We start from the raw sequence: 14,678 nt of genomic DNA on the forward strand, positions 1-14,678 counted from the left end.
CGTGCGGTGCGCCTTCAGGTAGGTCGCGTCGATCATCACCGCTTTGGGTTCGGCGCCCACCGCAGCCAGACCTTCCATGATGCGCGTGAACACGCCTGCCTCACCCCAGCGCTTCCAGCGGTTGTACAGCATCTTGTGCGGGCCGTACGCGCCAGGAGCATCGCGCCAGCGCAGCCCGTTGCAGTTGACGAACACGATGCCGCTCAGCACCCGCCGGTCATCCACTCGAGGCTTGCCGTGGCTCTTCGGAAAGAACGGCCGCAGCCGCTCCATCTGCTCATCCGTTAGCCAAAACAGGTCGCTCATCCCGGTCTCCTCGCGGAGCCTGAATCAGATCGCGACGCTCATATCAATGGGTCCTGAACCTAACCACCCGGCGCGACCTTCATCGGAAACGTTCATCAGATCAAGGCGTTGACGGTCGCCATGGGAAAGAAGAACAGCCGCGAGAAGCCGCATGAGCAGTTCGCCGCCGCTCCTTACAGAATCGGCGCTGATGGACGCCTCGAGGTCATGCTGATCACGAGCCGGGAAACCCGACGCTGGGTCGTCCCGAAGGGGTGGCCGATCAGCAAGCTCGGCCCAATGGGCACAGCGTTGAGGGAGGCCTTTGAAGAGGCTGGCGTCCGCGGTGTGGGTGGGGCCTCGATCGGCACGTTCGACTACCTGAAGCGGATGCGCCGGAAACGCGACCGTCAGTGCGCAGTGGAGGTGTTTCCCCTGCGCGTGCTCGAGCAACTCGACGAATGGCCTGAGATGGACGAGCGCGAACGGCGCTGGTTTCTCCCACAGGAAGCGTCGGAGGCCGTTCAGGAAAAGCGGCTGAGAAAAATTCTGCTCGGCCTGCCCGAACGCATCGCCCTCAACGACTGATCTCTTGGCTGGGAATCAGGGGCGGCCGGCGCTCCGTCCCATCTAGATCAAGCGGTAGGTCTCGGGCTCGACTCCAAGTCGCGCCTCCTGCGCGCGGACGTCGTCGCCACAGTTAATGATTGTGAGCTCCGCCTCGGGAACGTCGTGCGCGAGCAGGTCTCGCGCCTCGCCCTCGTCGATCGCGAACACGATACAGCGGTCGACCGCCTCGTCCGCTCCGCTGTTGCTCTCAATGATGAACCCGTCGTCGGTGGTCAGTCCTATTTGGCCCTCCGGTCGTTCGCGATCGAACGGCCGCCGCCGTCGACGGGATCGCAATCAGCGCGGCCGGTCGTCCTTCGCCTCAGAGCAGCTTATCGATCGTGATTGGCAGGTCGCGCACGCGCTTTCCTGTCGCGTGAAACACGGCGTTGGCGATGGCGGCCGCCGCGCCCACGATGCCGATCTCGCCGAGCCCCTTAACGCCGAGCGGATTGGCCTTGTCGTCCTCCTCGACGAAGATGACGTCGATGTTCTGGACGTCGGCGTGGGCCGGCATGTGGTACTCGCCGAGATTGGCGTTGACGACCCGACCGAGAGCCTTGTCCCACATAGTCTCCTCGTGGAGCGCCATGCCGATCCCCATCACCACGCCGCCGAGGATCTGGCTGCGGGCGGTGGCGAGGTTCAGGATCTTTCCGGCCGCGATGGCGCTGACGATGCGGGTCACCCGCACGACGCCGAGCTGCTCGTCGACGCGCACCTCGGCGAACACGGCCGAATGCGTGTAGGACGCGTATTTGCCGGCGAAGTCCTCGTCGGGCTCGAACATGGCTTCGGCCGTTACGTCCGCACTGCCCGAGCCCCTGACGGCGTCCCCGAAGGTCACGAATTTCTCGTCGTCGGAGACGAGCGAGATCTTCCCGTTTGCGAAACTGACATGCTCAAGGGAGGCGTTTGCGAGCGGAGAGTCATGGAGACCGCGGGCGGCCTTCAGCAGTTCCTCCTTGAGCGCCGTGCAGGCGACGCGGACCGCGTTGCCGGCGGACGCCGCGCCCCACGAGCCGCCTTCCGGCGGCGCCATCGGCAGCGAAGTGTCGCCGACGCGCGCCGTGACGTCGTCAATGTCGAGGCCCAGCGCGTCCGCGCCGATCTGGGCCAGGATCGTGTAGGTGCCAGTGCCGATGTCGGCGGTGCCGCACGCCACCTCGAGCTTGCCTTCAGCGGAAAGCGTCGCCCGCCCCCCATGCGGCTGCATCATGGCCTCCCAGCAGCCGGTCGCCATGCCCTGACCGATCAGCTCCTTGCCGTCGCGCATCGAGCGCGGCCTGGAATCGCGGTCCTTCCAGCCGAACTGCTCCGCGCCCTGCGCATAGGCCGCCTTCAGCTCCTTGGACGAGAACGGCTTGTCGTCATTCTGGTCCTTCTCGGCGTAGTTCTTCAGCCTGAGCTCGAGCGGGTCCATGCCGAGCCGGTAGGACAGCTCGTCCATCGCGATCTCGAGCGCACACACCCCGAGCGCCGCGCCGGGCGCGCGCATGTCGGACGGCGTCGAGACGTCGATCTTGGCGAGCTCGTACTTCAGGCTGACGTTCGGGCAATCGTAGATCAGCCCCGACCAGTTCACAGTCGGCTCCTGATAGTCCTCAAACTGCGACGTCGCCTGAATGGCGTGGTGGCTAATCGAGGTCAGCTCGCCGTCTTCTTTCGCCGACAGCGCCACGGTCTGCAGCGTGTCCGGCCGCCAGCCCATCGTGTACATCTGGCCACGTGTCAGCACGAGACGGACCGAGCGTTCGAGCTTGATCGCCGTCATGGTCGCAACCAGCAGGTCGTATTGCGGCCGCAGCACCATGCCGAAGGCGCCGCCCACGAAGGGCGACGTCACCCGAACTTTGCCCGGATCGAGGCCCAGCACCGCGCAGATGTAGTTCTTCGGGTTGTTCACCCCTTGCGTCTTGGTGTGGATCGTGAGCGCGCCGTCGCCTTCCCAGATGACGGTCGTCGCCATCAGCTCCATCGGATTGTGGTGCTCGGGCGCGACCCGATAGCTCTCGCTCAGCTTGATGTCAGCGCCCTTGAAGGTCGCCTCGGCGTCGCCGCGCGGAGGCGGCGGCGGCGGAATGCCGTCGCGGGGCTCGAACGTGTCGTAGGCCTCGTGGCGCGCCTCTGCGACGTCGACGGTCGGCGTCTCGGCCTCGTAGGTCGCGGTCACGAGCGAGGCTGCGTGGCGCGCGTTCTCATGGGTGTCGGCCACCACCAGCGCGATCGGCTGGCCGCTGTAGAGAATGCGGTCGTTGTACAGCGCTCGGAACGGGCTGCCGGGCACCGCCACCATGTCGTTGAGATAGGGCTCGTCGCTGTCGGGCAGCTCCGGGCGGTTCTCATGCGTCAGGATGTCGATGACGCCAGGCGCTGATTTCGCGGCCGACAAATCGATGCTGACGATGCGGCCCTTGGCGATCGTGGCCGGAACAGCCGCGGCGTACACCATGCCGTCGGCGAAGAATTCGGCGGCGTATTTCGCGCGGCCCGTCACTTTGAGCGCGCCGTCGACGCGCGGATGGGCGCGGCCGACGTAAGGATGGACGTTCGACATGTGCTGACGTCCCTTCTCAGTTGACGATCTTGCTGGACTGGACCTGCGGCGTCCCGGCTGCGGCCTGGAACAGCGCGCGGACGACGGCGCGGCGGGCGAGCTCGATCTTGAAATCGTTCTCACCATGGCCCGCGGCGCCCTTCAGCAGGCGGTCGGCCGCCTCCTCGAACGCGCTCGAGGACGGCAGCTTGCCCTTGAGGAGCGCCTCGGCCTCGGGCACGCGCCAGGGTTTGTGCGCGACCCCGCCGAGCGCGATCCGCGCCTCCCCGACCACGTCGCCGTCGAGCTCGACCGCGGCCGCGACCGAGACAAGCGCGAAAGCGTAGGACAGCCGGTCGCGGAGCTTGAGATAGGTGTGTTTCTTCCCGAAGCGCGGGGCCGGCAGTTCGACCGCCGTCACCATCTCGCCGTGGGCGAGCGTGTTGTCCTTCTCCGGACTGTCGCCGGGCAGGCGATGAAAATCTTCGAACGAGATGGTCCGCGCGCCGTCCGGTCCCTCGACATGCACCGTCGCTCCAAGCGCGGCGAGCGCGACGCACATGTCGGACGGGTGCGTGGCGATGCAGGAGTCGCTTGCGCCGAGGATTGCATGGATGCGGTTGACACCCGTTTTGGCCGGACAGCCAGAGCCCGGCTCGCGTTTGTTGCAGGGCACGCCGGCGTCGTAAAAATAGTAGCAGCGCGTGCGCTGGAGCAGGTTGCCGCCGGTGGTGGCGGCGTTCCGGAGCTGGGCGGACGCGCCGGCCAGAATGGCGCTCGCGAGCAGCGGATAGTCGCGCTCGATCCGCGTGTCATAGGCAAGGTCCGAGTTCGGCACGAGCGCGCCGATCTTCAGCCCGCCCTCCGCGGTGTCTTCGATATCTTTAAGTGGCAAACGGGTGATGTCGACGAGGCGCCCCGGCCGCTCGACGTCGTATTTCATCAAGTCGACGAGGTTGGTGCCGCCTGCGATGAAGCGTGCATGCGGATCCCCCGCCACCGCTTCGATGGCGTCGCCGACGGTGGTGGCGCGGGTGTAGCTGAAGTTCATCATTCCGCGGCCTCCAGCGTGGGGGCTTTAAGCGTCGGCGCCTCTCGCGCTCTCCGCACCTCCTCGATCGCTTCGACGATGTTGGTGTAGGCCCCGCAGCGGCAGAGGTTGCCGCTCATCAGCTCGCGGATCTCTTCCGGCCCATGGGCGTGGCCCTCGTCCAGCATGCCGACCGCCGAGCATATCTGGCCCGGCGTGCAGTAGCCGCACTGGAAGGCGTCATGCGTCACGAAGGCGGCTTGCAGCGGATGGAGATGCTCGGGCGTCCCTATGCCTTCGATCGTGGTGATCTCGCGGCCGTCGTTCATGACGGCGAGTTGCAGGCACGAGTTCACCCGCCGCCCGTCGATCAGCACCGTGCAGGCGCCGCACTGGCCCTGGTCGCAGCCCTTTTTCGAGCCGGTGAGATGTAGCCGCTCGCGCAGCACGTCGAGAAGCGTGGCCGAGGGTGGGATTTCGACCGAGTGGGTCTCGCCATTCACCGACAGGGTGACGGCGACGGGCTCCGGGGCGGAGCGCGCGTCTTGCGGCAAGGGAACATCTCCCAAAACTGGTTGTCACGCCCTCCATCGAGTGCGCGCGAAGCGTTTGGGATCAGAACAATTCAAAACCGAGAACGTTCCCGCTCCACGATGATCGCGGTGTGGGAGAAGATCGCCTGAATGGGTGCAGACGGCTTGCGGATCTCGACGCGCACGCGTTGCGCGATCCGGAACTTCGCGAACACAGCCGCCGCGACCGCGTTGGCGGCCGCCTCTACCAGCTTGTAGCGGCGCTCGGTGAAGGCCTTGGTCACGGTCTCGACGAGGTCGGCCCAGTCGATCGTGCCGTCGGCGTCGTCACGCTCTTCTGCCACGGACAGATCGGCCCCGATCCCGCCGACGCTTCGCAACCCCGACCAGCTCCGCGCCGGCGGGATCGACACCGCGCAGCCAGCTTCAGGGGGTCAACATTGGACGCCGATAAGGGGTCAAAGTTCAGTGCCGATTGATAGGCAAGCGCTGAGCGCGACCGAGCGAGTCGGAAGCAGGAACTTTTGATTGCGGAGCTGAACCACCGGTCCGTAACATCCTTGGGGTGATCCGCGGCCTCATCCGGCAGGCCAAGCCTTCATCGGACAGGATCGAGGACTTCGTGACCCTGGTCGACGGGCGCATCCACGCACTCGCCCGAGCTCACAACCAGATCACTGACGATCACTGGAGCCCGGCACCGATCCGCGCCCTTATCGACGCCGAGGCGCAGGCCTTCCTCGACGCCTCCGACAACGGCGTGCACGTCACCGGCGAGCCCGTGATGCTGAACCCGCAGGCTTACTCGACCATGGCGCTGGTGGTGCACGAGCTCGTCACGAACTCGACCAAGTACGGCAGCCTGTCGGCGGGCGGCCACGTCGACGTGTCCTGGACGCGCAAAAAGGGCGGCGACCTGACGTTCAACGGGCGCGAGCGGGGCGGCCCGCCCGTCGAGCCACCAACCCGCAAGCGCTTCGGCACGACGATCATCAACCGCTCAGTCCCGTACGACCTCGGCGGCCGTGCCGACATCGACTACTCGCCGGACGGCGTGAAGGCGACCTTCTTGATCCCGGCCCGCCACGTCTCCGATACAGCAGGTCCCCCGCCGCCGATGTCGATCAAGTGCCCGCGGCATTCGTCGACCCATCCCTCGAACGCGCCACCCAAGTTCCTGACCAGCCACAAGGCGCTGTTGGTCGAAGACAGCCTGATCATCGCGTTGGACGCCGAGGACATCCTCGGCCGGCTTGGCGCGGAGGTAATGACCGCCTCGACGGTCGAGGGAGCGCTGGACCTGATCGACGAAACGACGCCGACCATCGCCGTTCTCGACATCAATCTCGGCGACCAGACCAGTTTTACCGTGGCTGACCAACTCGCCAAGCTCGGCGTCCCGTTCCTGTTCGCCACCGGCTACGGCGAGCAGGCGGAATTACCGGACGAGCACAGGCACAGGACGGTGATCCAGAAGCCCTACTCGATCGAGGGCATAGCCCGCGTCTTGGAAGAACTGGTCTGAGACACAAAACCCTGCGGGCGAGCGTGGGCGCCCGGCAAGGCGGTGCGATCAGGCCCCGGCTTCGGTGGCTTCTTTGGCCAGCCGCGCCGCCTTGAGGCGCTCGGTCTTGGCTTCCCGCTCGGTTCGCTCACATTCGATGATGCCCATGGCCGCCTTCGTCGTGGCGTCATGTTTTGCGGTCCACTTCGCCGCGCCGACGGGCTGCTCTTCGCCTAGATCTTCGTCCACGTCCGGCTTCCTGCGTTGTGACGCCAGATAGGGCGAGAGAATCCGCGGGCGAAGTGTTCGGTTCGCCACGGCCATGTAAAAGACCGCGTGCCGCATGAACCGCACAGAACTTTTAGTGCCTCCCGCACGTAAGAAGCGCAACCGCTTCCGGTGTTTCCGACCTCGGGGCGCGGCGAGAGAGGCCGATCGCGAGGTCGGCTCCTGCATCGTGTGTCTCCGGTCTCTGTTCTCTCCATCGGCCTCGACCGCCACGCGAGTGCGGCAACCCAATGCTTACGTTTCGGCGCGTTGCTCAGCCCGACGCGACGCAAAACACGCGTCACGAACGGGGCGCCGGCCGTCTTGCTGCATAGCGACCGAAGTCAGACGCTACGCGCCTGTTCGGGATGCTTGCCCTCGGCGAACTCCTCGACGAGCTTGACGCAGAAGGCAGGAAGGTCGTCCGGGGTCCGGCTCGTCACGAGGCCCTTGTCGACCACGACCTCCTTGTCGACCCACGTCCCGCCCGCGTTCTCGACGTCGGTCTTGAGGGTCGGGAAGGACGTGATGGTCCTGCCCTTTAGGACGCCAGCCTCGATCAGCGTCCACGGCGCGTGGCAGATCGCGGCGACGGGCTTAGCCTGCTCGAAGAATGCCCGGATGAGCGTGATGGCGTCCTTGTCGGCTCGCAATTTGTCGGCCCCAACGCAGCCCCCTGGAATGACAAGGCCGTCGAACTCGTCTGCGGAGACCTCGGAGAATGTCTTGTCGACGGCGTAGCTGCCGCCCGGGTCGAGGTCGTTGTTCACCGATTTGGCCTGGCCCGACTCGATGCTGATGACCATCACTTCGCCGCCGGCCTGTTCGACGGCCTCCTTGGGCTTGGAAAACTCGGGCTCCTCCGTGCCGCGCGGTGCGATCAGGATCGCGATCTTCTTGCCTTGAAGGCTCATGGCCGTTTCCTTCCATGCAGATGCAGTGCGCCTTTTCATGGCGCGGGATGCGAATGTCCTAACCAACGGCGCTGGCGAGGTTTCGATCCCGAGAGCGGTGGCGGAGAACCGTTCGGCGCGCGTTGGCGTTGCGTCAGCAGACCGCCGCTTCACCGCCAGCCCCTGACTGATCGCACCAAGGAGAACGCATGCACATCGAGAGCCGCGACGGCGCGCATCTGCACGTCAAGGACGCCGGAAAGGGCAAGCCTGTGGTCCTGATCCACGGCTGGCCGCTGACGGGCGACATGTTCGAGTACCAGACGCTGGCGCTGCTCGAGGCGGGCTACCGGGTCATTACCTACGACCGCCGCGGCTTCGGTCAGTCGGCGCACCCCGCGACCGGATACGACTACGACACCTTCGCCGACGACCTGGCGGCCGTGCTGGACAAGCTTGACATCCGCGAGGCGAACCTCGTCGGGTTCTCGATGGGCGGCGGCGAGATCGCCCGCTACCTCACCCGCCATGGGTCCGACCGCATCGCGAAAACCGTGCTGGTGGCTTCGGTCGTACCGTACCTGCTGAAGGACGACAGCAATCCCGACGGCGTCGACGCGAGTGTCTTCAGGGACATGAAGAGCGAGATCCGCAAGGACCGCTTCGCCTTCCTGCAGACCTTCGCCAAGCAGTTCTACGGCGTCGGCGTGATCTCCCGGCCCGTCAGCTCCGCGCTGCTCGACTGGACTTTCACGCTTGCGCTGATGGCGAGCCCGAAGGCGACGCTCGATTGCGTGGACGCGTTCGGACGGACCGATTTCCGACCGGACCTGAAATCCTTCACTAAGCCGACCCTGATCATCCATGGCGCGTCGGACGCGACCGTCCCGATCAAGCCGAGCGGCAAGGCGGCGGCCGCGGGTATCCCGGGCTCGACCTACATCGAGTACGACGGCGAGCCTCACGGCTTGTTCGCGACCGATCCCGAGCGGCTGAACCGTGACCTGATCCAGTTCATCGGCTGAACCCAGCGTAGGCCCATCGCCGCGGTCGCGTGACCCCGGCGATGGGCGCTTCGCTTATTCGCGCCCGAACGAATTCCGGGCGCTGGCCGTTTGCTCCAGGACACAGGAGCATTCGATGAAGCACTTCCCGAAGCCGCCGTTTCCCAAGCAGCCGCAGTCTTTCCCGGGGCTGACCGAGAAGATGGATCCTCGGCCTGACCATGGCGAGGAGAGCTACAAGGGTTCGGGCAAGCTCTCGGGAAAGAAGGCGATCATTACAGGCGGCGACAGCGGGATCGGGCTCGCGGTGGCGATCGCCTTCGCGCGCGAGGGGGCCGACCTTCTGGTCGTCCATCTGCCAAGCGAGGGTGAAGACGGGGCGACCTGCCGTCGCCATATCGAGGAGGCCGGCCGCAAGGCCGTGATGGCGCCCGGCGACATCAACGAAGCGAACTTCCGCGAGCAGATCGTGGAGCGCGCCATGGCTGAACTTGGCGGCCTCGACATCCTGGTCAACAACGCGGCGTATCAGAAACCATTTAAGTCGCTCGACGAGGTCTCGCTCGAGGAGTGGACCAAGACGTTCGACACCAACGTCCATGCGACCTTCCACCTGACTCAACTCGCAACGCGCCACATCAAGCCCGGCGGCTCGATCATCAACACCGCTTCGGTCAACTCGAAGGATCCGTCCCCGCAGCTCTTGCCCTACGCCACCACGAAGGGAGCCATAGCGAACCTGACGGTCGGCCTCGCGCAACTGCTTGCCGAGAAAGGCATCCGGGTGAACGCGGTTCTGCCCGGTCCGATCTGGACCCCGTTCATTCCGGCAGGCATGCCGCCCGAGGCCGTCGAGACCTTCGGTTCAAAGACGCCGTTCGGCCGCCCCGGGCAGCCGGCCGAACTTGCCTCGGCCTACGTCATGCTAGCCTCAGAGGAAGCGAGCTACACCTCGGGCGCGCTGCTTACGATCGCGGGCGGCCAGACGGTGGTGTGATGAGGGTTGAGCCAAATCATCCGACGCCACGCCCTTGAGGGCAGGATGCCTAAGGTTATCCGGTGGCGTTCGAGAAGGGCTGGTCATTCTGGAAGGATCGCCTGCATCGGTGAAGGCCGGGTGCAAGCTGGCGGGTGCCTGTGTCGACGCTAGCTTGGATCTGATGAGCACGGGGAAGCCACGGCTGGTCGGCCTGAACCACACCGCCCTCGAGGTCGGGGACGTCGATGAAGCCCTGCGCTTCTACGAAGCCGTCATCGGGTAAGAGCTCCGCGGCAGCAATCGAGGCGGCGACGGCCGCACCACGATGGCGTTCATCGACATGGTCGACCAGTTTCTGGCGCTCAGCGGCGGCCGCACGCAGGCGCAAGACACGTGCAGGCATTTCGGGCTTGTCGCCCGCTAACGAGTCTGGTCCGAAACGACCGAAGATCAATCGGGCAGCCGGTGAGAACAACTCCACATGTCCGCTATCGGCAACGTTTTCTATGACCGCTATTGGCGCATCTAAGCCAGGCGGCCTTGTCCCTAGCTGACCCATTGCAGCCCTTGCGTAGGTCCGAATTCTGGAAAGCCACCCCTTGCCGATCATACCCCCATGGGGTAAATCTCGCGTATGCAGTGCTGCACCAAAACCTCGTGTGGGAAGCGTCTGAACCGGATCGAAGGTCAGGTCAGGGGCATCGCGCGCATGCTCGAGGAGGACCGCTACTGCATTGACGTGGTGACCCAGATCTCCGCCGTCCGGGCCGCGCTGAAGCGGGTCGAGGAGGAGATCCTCAAGGACCACGTCGGCCACTGCGTCGAGAACGCCATCCAGTCGGGCGACAAGGACGATCAGCGCCAGAAGGTCGCCGAGCTCGTCGACGTCCTCGGGAGGGTTCGCGGATGACGCTGCGCGGTCTCCTTCGCCTCGTGGCCGGGTTCGCGCTCGCGCTCTTCGTCGTCGCGAGCTGGTCGACGCCGAGCGAGGCCCATGCGGGCCACGGCACTCCGGTGCCGCAGGCCGCAAGCGTTCCGGCCGCAATGGCGGTCGCGGTCGCCCCTGTCGTCGAGCAGGCGGTCAGCACCGCCACGCAGGACTGCGGCGGCCACATGGGCAAATCTGGCTCGGGCCAGTCGACCTGCTGCAGCAACACGTGTCACGCGGTCATGTCGTCGGGCCTGATGGAACTGCGCGCCGTCGAGGTGTCCCTCACGGTCCTTCCTGAACCGCCGTCTCCGGCGGAGGTCACAGGACCCATGACGCATATCAAGCGCCCCCCGAGACTGTCCGCCGCGCTGGTCGGCTGACGTCCTCGCTCGCCTGACGCGTGCCCTGATCCGGGGCCTCGTCAACGCATCCCTGGACATCTGACCGACCGCGCGTGCCGCCGGCGCCTCCGCGCCATCGCGCTTGCTCGTCCAGATTCCGGGGTTCCCCATGAAGCCGCTCGTCTCGGCTGCCGTCGCACTGCTCCTGTCCGCCTGCTCGACCCAGTTGCCGTCGCCCGTCTCGGGGCGTGATCCCGGCGATCCGTCGGCTCCCGTGCCGTCCGCCCGTCCGGCCTCCGTCACGAAGGGCACGTCGGACTATCGCCCCGTCGAGCCGAAGCCTTGGCTCGAGCAGAACAAGGGCGTGACCTCCAAGCCGATGGAGGGCATGTGATGACCGCCCTCCGTTCCAGCCTCCTGAGGACCGCGACGGTCGTCGCGTTTTCGGGCGGCCTCGGCGCCTGCGCGAGCTTCACCAAGTACGGCGGCATGACGCCCGTCGCGTCGCGTGTCTCGCTCGAGCTCGGCGCAACGACGGCGAAGATCGCGACCCAAGCGGACGCCGTCGCCGTCAGGTCGCGCGTGGACCGGCTGCTCGCCAAACCCCTGACGGCCGACGCCGCCGTCCAGGTCGCCCTGCTGAATAACCGCGGCCTGCAGGCGCAGTACAACGCGCTCGGCGTGTCCGAGGCGGAATACGTCGAGGCCAGCCTGCCGCCGTCCCTGACAGTCTCGATCGAGCGGGTCGCCGGCTCTGGCGACCTCGACATCGAGCGGCGCCTCATCGCGGACCTGCTCCAGCTCCTGACTCTGCCCCGCCGCACAAAGATCGCCGAGAGCGAGTTCCGCGCGGCGCAGTACAAGGCGATCGGCGCGACCTTCCGCACGGCCGCGGAAGCAAGGCGCGCCTACTACCGCGCGGTGGCGGCCCGCGAGACCGCGGCGTTCCTCGAGACCGCCCGCGCCTCGGCAGGAGCCGCCGCGGAGCTGAGCCGCAAGCTCGGCGAGACCGGGGCCGCGACCAAGCTCAACCAGGCTCGCTCCGGCGCGCTCTACGCCGAGGTCGCGACCGAGCTCGCCGAAGCACGGCTCGACGCCGCGAAGGAGCGCGAGGCGCTCACCCGGCAGCTCGGCCTGTGGGGGCGAGACCTCGATTACAAGATCCCGGCAAGGCTTCCGTCCTTCCCTCGGCTCAAGACGCAAGCCGACGTCGAGGCGGTCGCGCTCACACGGCGGGTCGACATCATCGGCGACAGGCTCGCGCTCGACGCGCTGGCTCAGCAGTACGGCCTCACCGAACAGACCCGGGCGATCTCAATGCTCGAGGTCACCGGCCTCGCCAACCACGCGAAGTCCGCCGAGGGGGAGAAGGCGAACCCGAAGGGCTTCGAGGTCGCGGTCCAGATCCCGATCTTCGACTTCGGCAAGACCGCATCGACCAAGGCCCGGGAGGCCTACATGGGCGCGGTCAACCGACTGCTCGAGAAGGCGGTCAACGCCCGATCCGAAGCCCGCGAGGCCTACGCCACCTATCGCGGCCGCCACGATATCGCGCGGGCCTACCAGAGCCGCGTGCTGCCGCTCCGCAAGGTCATCACCGAGGAGTCGCTGCTGCAGTACAACGGCATGCTGGTCGACGCCTTCGAACTCCTGACCAACGCCCGCGAGAACGTCGCCTCGAACGTCGCGGCGATCCGTGCCAGGCGCGACTTTTTCATCGCCGACGTGGACTTCCAGGCCGCCCTGATCGGAGGCGGCGGCGTCGGGGAGGCGTCGCCGGAACCGAAGCTCGCCTCGGCGTCCTTCGCCTCCGCCGCATCGCCCCAGTGACCGGGAGAGACATCATGACCGTCTCGCGCAGATCCTTTCTGTCCGCATCAGCGGCAGGCGCCACGTCGCTCGTCGCGGCCGCCGCGGTTTCGGGCCGCGCCCAGGCCGCTTCGATCCCGGAGGCCGCGACCATGAGGGACGCGACCATGCGGCCGCCGCTCGTTCCGACGACCGGCCCCGACTACAACCCCGTCGTCACGCTCAACGGCTGGACCGCGCCGTGGCGCATGAACGGCGACTGGAAGGAGTTCCACCTCGTCGCCGAGCCCGTGATCCGCGAGCTCGCCCCCGGCATGGTGGCCCACCTCTGGGGCTACAACGGCCAGTCGCCCGGCCCGACCATCGAGGCGGTCGAGGGCGACAAGGTCCGCATCTTCGTGACCAACAAGCTGCCGGAGCACACGACCGTGCACTGGCACGGCATGCTCCTGCCCTCGGGGATGGACGGCGTCGGCGGACTCACCCAGCCGCACATCAAGCCCGGACAGACCTTCGTCTACGAGTTCCAGCTCCGTAAGAGCGGGACCTTCATGTACCACCCGCACGCCGACGAGATGGTCCAGATGGCCATGGGCATGATGGGCTTCTTCGTCGTGCACCCGAAGGATCCGGCGTTCCGGCGGGTCGACCGCGACTTCGTCTTCCTGATGTCGGCCTACGACATCGACCCGGGGACCTACGTGCCCCGCGTCGCGGAGATGACCGACTTCAACCTCTGGACCTGGAACACGCGCGTGTTCCCGGGCATCGACCACCTCGTCGCGAGCAGGGGCGACAGGGTGCGGGTGCGGTTCGGCAACCTCACCATGACCAACCACCCGATCCACATGCACGGCTACGACTTCAAGGTGTCGTGCACGGACGGCGGCTGGGTGCCGGAAGCTGCCGCCTGGCCCGAGGTCACGATCGACTGCGCGGTCGGGCAGATGCGCGCCTTCGACTTTGTCGCAGACGCTCCCGGCGACTGGGCGATCCACTGCCACAAGTCGCACCACACCATGAACGCCATGGGCCACGAGGTCCAAAATTTCATCGGCGTGAACAAGAAGGACGTGGCCAAGACCATCAAAAAGCTGGTCCCCGGCTACATGCCGATGGGTCAGGCGGGCATGGCCGACATGGGCGAGATGGAGATGCCGCTCCCCGACAACACGCTGCCCATGATGACGGGCTTTGGCCAGTTCGGCCCGATCGAGATGGGCGGGATGTTCTCGGTCGTGAAGGTCCGCGAGGGAATCGCGTCCGACGATTACAGCGATCCCGGCTGGTTCAAGCACCCGGAAGGACAGGTCGCCTTCGAATGGAAGGGCGAGGCGCCCGCGGCGCCCAAGGCTGCGCCCGCGGCCGCCAAGCCCGGCGACATGCAGATGAACGTCGTGAAGCCGAAGGCAGGCTCTGGCGGGCACGCGAACCACTGAACCCGACGCCCAACAGGACCAATGAGATGAAGAAGTTCCTCACGCTTGCCGTGCTCGTCGCGGCGCTCGCTCCGGCCGCGGCGTCTGCGGACCCCGGCCATTCGCATGGCGAGGCCACGGCCTTCGGCGAGCCCGGCGATCCCAAGAAACCGTCGCGGACTGTCGATGTGGTCATGAAGGAGACCGACGACGGCAAGATGCTGTTCGCGCCCGTCTCGATCGCCGCCAGGCGCGGCGAGCAGATCCGCTTCGTGCTGAAGAACGAGGGCCAACTCGACCACGAGTTCATGCTGGCGATGCGGAGCCAGAACGACAGGCACGCGATCGCGATGCGGAAGAACCCGGACATGGAGCACGACGAGCCGAACGGCCGTCGCGTCGCGCCGGGCAAGTCGGACGAGATCACCTGGAAGTTCTCGAAGTCGGGCGAGTTCAACTTCGCCTGCCTGATCCCGGGCCATCGCGAGGCCGGGATGGACGGCACGGTCGCCGTCAAGTGACCCCACGGAGGCATTCGA

Annotated in this window: 19 protein-coding genes; 10 read left to right on the forward strand and 9 right to left on the reverse strand. The window is 66.4% G+C overall.

Features of this window, described 5'->3' with window-relative positions:
* Positions 1-306, reverse strand: a 306-nt coding sequence (locus PKE85_RS08745; protein ID WP_271204356.1) for a transposase, incomplete at its 3' end; no start/stop codon positions are given.
* Between the two features lie 120 nt (positions 307-426).
* Between PKE85_RS08745 and PKE85_RS08750 the strand changes: the two genes are divergently transcribed.
* Positions 427-873, forward strand: a complete 447-nt coding sequence (locus tag PKE85_RS08750; RefSeq protein ID WP_271204357.1) for an NUDIX hydrolase — start codon at positions 427-429, stop codon at positions 871-873.
* A gap of 42 nt (positions 874-915) precedes the next feature.
* Here the strand turns inward: PKE85_RS08750 and PKE85_RS08755 are convergent, their stop codons facing one another.
* The 5 genes from PKE85_RS08755 to PKE85_RS08775 all read right to left on the reverse strand — a co-directional run bounded on the left by PKE85_RS08755 (position 916) and on the right by PKE85_RS08775 (position 5,406).
* Positions 916-1,062 (reverse strand): hypothetical protein, encoded by a 147-nt coding sequence (locus PKE85_RS08755; RefSeq protein WP_271204358.1) that lies wholly within the window; start codon positions 1,060-1,062, stop codon positions 916-918.
* Positions 1,063-1,216: 154 nt separating this feature from the next.
* Positions 1,217-3,451, reverse strand: coding sequence for a xanthine dehydrogenase family protein molybdopterin-binding subunit (locus PKE85_RS08760; RefSeq protein WP_271204359.1), 2,235 nt, complete (start codon positions 3,449-3,451; stop codon positions 1,217-1,219).
* A gap of 16 nt (positions 3,452-3,467) precedes the next feature.
* Entirely contained in the window at positions 3,468-4,484 is a 1,017-nt protein-coding gene (locus PKE85_RS08765) for an FAD binding domain-containing protein (protein WP_271204360.1), read from the reverse strand.
* Positions 4,481-5,014, reverse strand: a complete 534-nt coding sequence (locus PKE85_RS08770; protein ID WP_271204361.1) for a (2Fe-2S)-binding protein — start codon at positions 5,012-5,014, stop codon at positions 4,481-4,483. The genes PKE85_RS08765 and PKE85_RS08770 overlap by 4 nt, the downstream gene beginning before the upstream one ends.
* A 71-nt stretch (positions 5,015-5,085) precedes the next feature.
* A complete protein-coding gene (locus PKE85_RS08775) occupies positions 5,086-5,406 on the reverse strand; it encodes a dihydroneopterin aldolase (protein WP_271204362.1) in 321 nt (106 codons plus the stop codon).
* 152 nt (positions 5,407-5,558) lie between these two features.
* Between PKE85_RS08775 and PKE85_RS08780 the strand changes: the two genes are divergently transcribed.
* On the forward strand, positions 5,559-6,518 hold the full coding sequence (locus PKE85_RS08780; protein WP_271204363.1) for an HWE histidine kinase domain-containing protein: 960 nt from the start codon (positions 5,559-5,561) through the stop codon (positions 6,516-6,518).
* Between the two features lie 48 nt (positions 6,519-6,566).
* On the opposite strand, the gene PKE85_RS08785 is transcribed toward PKE85_RS08780, so the two are convergent.
* The gene (locus PKE85_RS08785; protein ID WP_271204364.1) at positions 6,567-6,842 is read right to left on the reverse strand and encodes a hypothetical protein; all 276 of its coding nucleotides are present in this window, start codon (positions 6,840-6,842) and stop codon (positions 6,567-6,569) included.
* A gap of 266 nt (positions 6,843-7,108) precedes the next feature.
* A complete protein-coding gene (locus PKE85_RS08790) occupies positions 7,109-7,678 on the reverse strand; it encodes a type 1 glutamine amidotransferase domain-containing protein (protein ID WP_271204365.1) in 570 nt (189 codons plus the stop codon).
* Positions 7,679-7,866: 188 nt separating this feature from the next.
* On the opposite strand from PKE85_RS08790, the gene PKE85_RS08795 reads away from it, so the two are divergent.
* A complete protein-coding gene (locus PKE85_RS08795) occupies positions 7,867-8,682 on the forward strand; it encodes an alpha/beta fold hydrolase (protein WP_271204366.1) in 816 nt (271 codons plus the stop codon).
* Between the two features lie 115 nt (positions 8,683-8,797).
* Entirely contained in the window at positions 8,798-9,658 is an 861-nt protein-coding gene (locus PKE85_RS08800) for an SDR family oxidoreductase (protein WP_271204367.1), read from the forward strand.
* A gap of 55 nt (positions 9,659-9,713) precedes the next feature.
* On the opposite strand, the gene PKE85_RS08805 is transcribed toward PKE85_RS08800, so the two are convergent.
* Positions 9,714-10,043 (reverse strand): hypothetical protein, encoded by a 330-nt coding sequence (locus PKE85_RS08805; protein ID WP_271204368.1) that lies wholly within the window; start codon positions 10,041-10,043, stop codon positions 9,714-9,716.
* Positions 10,044-10,274: 231 nt separating this feature from the next.
* Here PKE85_RS08805 and PKE85_RS08810 point away from each other — a divergent pair, with 231 nt between their 5' ends.
* The 6 genes from PKE85_RS08810 (at position 10,275) to PKE85_RS08835 (ending at position 14,660) form a co-directional block, all read left to right on the forward strand.
* Positions 10,275-10,550, forward strand: coding sequence for a metal-sensitive transcriptional regulator (locus PKE85_RS08810; RefSeq protein ID WP_271202256.1), 276 nt, complete (start codon positions 10,275-10,277; stop codon positions 10,548-10,550).
* Complete coding sequence (locus PKE85_RS08815; RefSeq protein WP_271204369.1) at positions 10,547-10,951, forward strand: hypothetical protein; 405 nt, start codon at positions 10,547-10,549, stop codon at positions 10,949-10,951. The genes PKE85_RS08810 and PKE85_RS08815 overlap by 4 nt, the downstream gene beginning before the upstream one ends.
* Positions 10,952-11,081: 130 nt before the next feature.
* The gene (locus PKE85_RS08820) at positions 11,082-11,306 is read left to right on the forward strand and encodes a hypothetical protein (protein WP_271204370.1); all 225 of its coding nucleotides are present in this window, start codon (positions 11,082-11,084) and stop codon (positions 11,304-11,306) included.
* Entirely contained in the window at positions 11,306-12,742 is a 1,437-nt protein-coding gene (locus PKE85_RS08825; RefSeq protein ID WP_271204371.1) for a TolC family protein, read from the forward strand. The genes PKE85_RS08820 and PKE85_RS08825 overlap by 1 nt, the downstream gene beginning before the upstream one ends.
* A 14-nt stretch (positions 12,743-12,756) precedes the next feature.
* Positions 12,757-14,160, forward strand: a complete 1,404-nt coding sequence (locus PKE85_RS08830; protein WP_271204372.1) for a multicopper oxidase domain-containing protein — start codon at positions 12,757-12,759, stop codon at positions 14,158-14,160.
* A gap of 26 nt (positions 14,161-14,186) precedes the next feature.
* Entirely contained in the window at positions 14,187-14,660 is a 474-nt protein-coding gene (locus PKE85_RS08835; RefSeq protein ID WP_271204373.1) for a cupredoxin domain-containing protein, read from the forward strand.
* Positions 14,661-14,678: the final 18 nt, after the last annotated feature.

The sequence above is a fragment of the Methylopila jiangsuensis genome (assembly GCF_027922305.1).
Lineage (GTDB): Bacteria > Pseudomonadota > Alphaproteobacteria > Rhizobiales > Methylopilaceae > Methylopila > Methylopila jiangsuensis.

Bases quoted from the DNA above. Each gene is read 5' to 3' on its own strand.
- PKE85_RS08750 (WP_271204357.1), top strand. From the start codon at position 427: ATGGGAAAGAAGAACAGCCGCGAGAAGCCGCATGAGCAGTTCGCCGCC.
- PKE85_RS08760 (WP_271204359.1), bottom strand. From the start codon at position 3,451: ATGTCGAACGTCCATCCTTACGTCGGCCGCGCCCATCCGCGCGTCGAC.
- PKE85_RS08765 (WP_271204360.1), bottom strand. From the start codon at position 4,484: ATGATGAACTTCAGCTACACCCGCGCCACCACCGTCGGCGACGCCATC.
- PKE85_RS08785 (WP_271204364.1), bottom strand. From the start codon at position 6,842: ATGCGGCACGCGGTCTTTTACATGGCCGTGGCGAACCGAACACTTCGC.
- PKE85_RS08790 (WP_271204365.1), bottom strand. From the start codon at position 7,678: ATGAGCCTTCAAGGCAAGAAGATCGCGATCCTGATCGCACCGCGCGGC.
- PKE85_RS08795 (WP_271204366.1), top strand. From the start codon at position 7,867: ATGCACATCGAGAGCCGCGACGGCGCGCATCTGCACGTCAAGGACGCC.
- PKE85_RS08800 (WP_271204367.1), top strand. From the start codon at position 8,798: ATGAAGCACTTCCCGAAGCCGCCGTTTCCCAAGCAGCCGCAGTCTTTC.
- PKE85_RS08805 (WP_271204368.1), bottom strand. From the start codon at position 10,043: ATGCCTGCACGTGTCTTGCGCCTGCGTGCGGCCGCCGCTGAGCGCCAG.
- PKE85_RS08810 (WP_271202256.1), top strand. From the start codon at position 10,275: ATGCAGTGCTGCACCAAAACCTCGTGTGGGAAGCGTCTGAACCGGATC.
- PKE85_RS08815 (WP_271204369.1), top strand. From the start codon at position 10,547: ATGACGCTGCGCGGTCTCCTTCGCCTCGTGGCCGGGTTCGCGCTCGCG.
- PKE85_RS08820 (WP_271204370.1), top strand. From the start codon at position 11,082: ATGAAGCCGCTCGTCTCGGCTGCCGTCGCACTGCTCCTGTCCGCCTGC.
- PKE85_RS08825 (WP_271204371.1), top strand. From the start codon at position 11,306: ATGACCGCCCTCCGTTCCAGCCTCCTGAGGACCGCGACGGTCGTCGCG.
- PKE85_RS08830 (WP_271204372.1), top strand. From the start codon at position 12,757: ATGACCGTCTCGCGCAGATCCTTTCTGTCCGCATCAGCGGCAGGCGCC.
- PKE85_RS08835 (WP_271204373.1), top strand. From the start codon at position 14,187: ATGAAGAAGTTCCTCACGCTTGCCGTGCTCGTCGCGGCGCTCGCTCCG.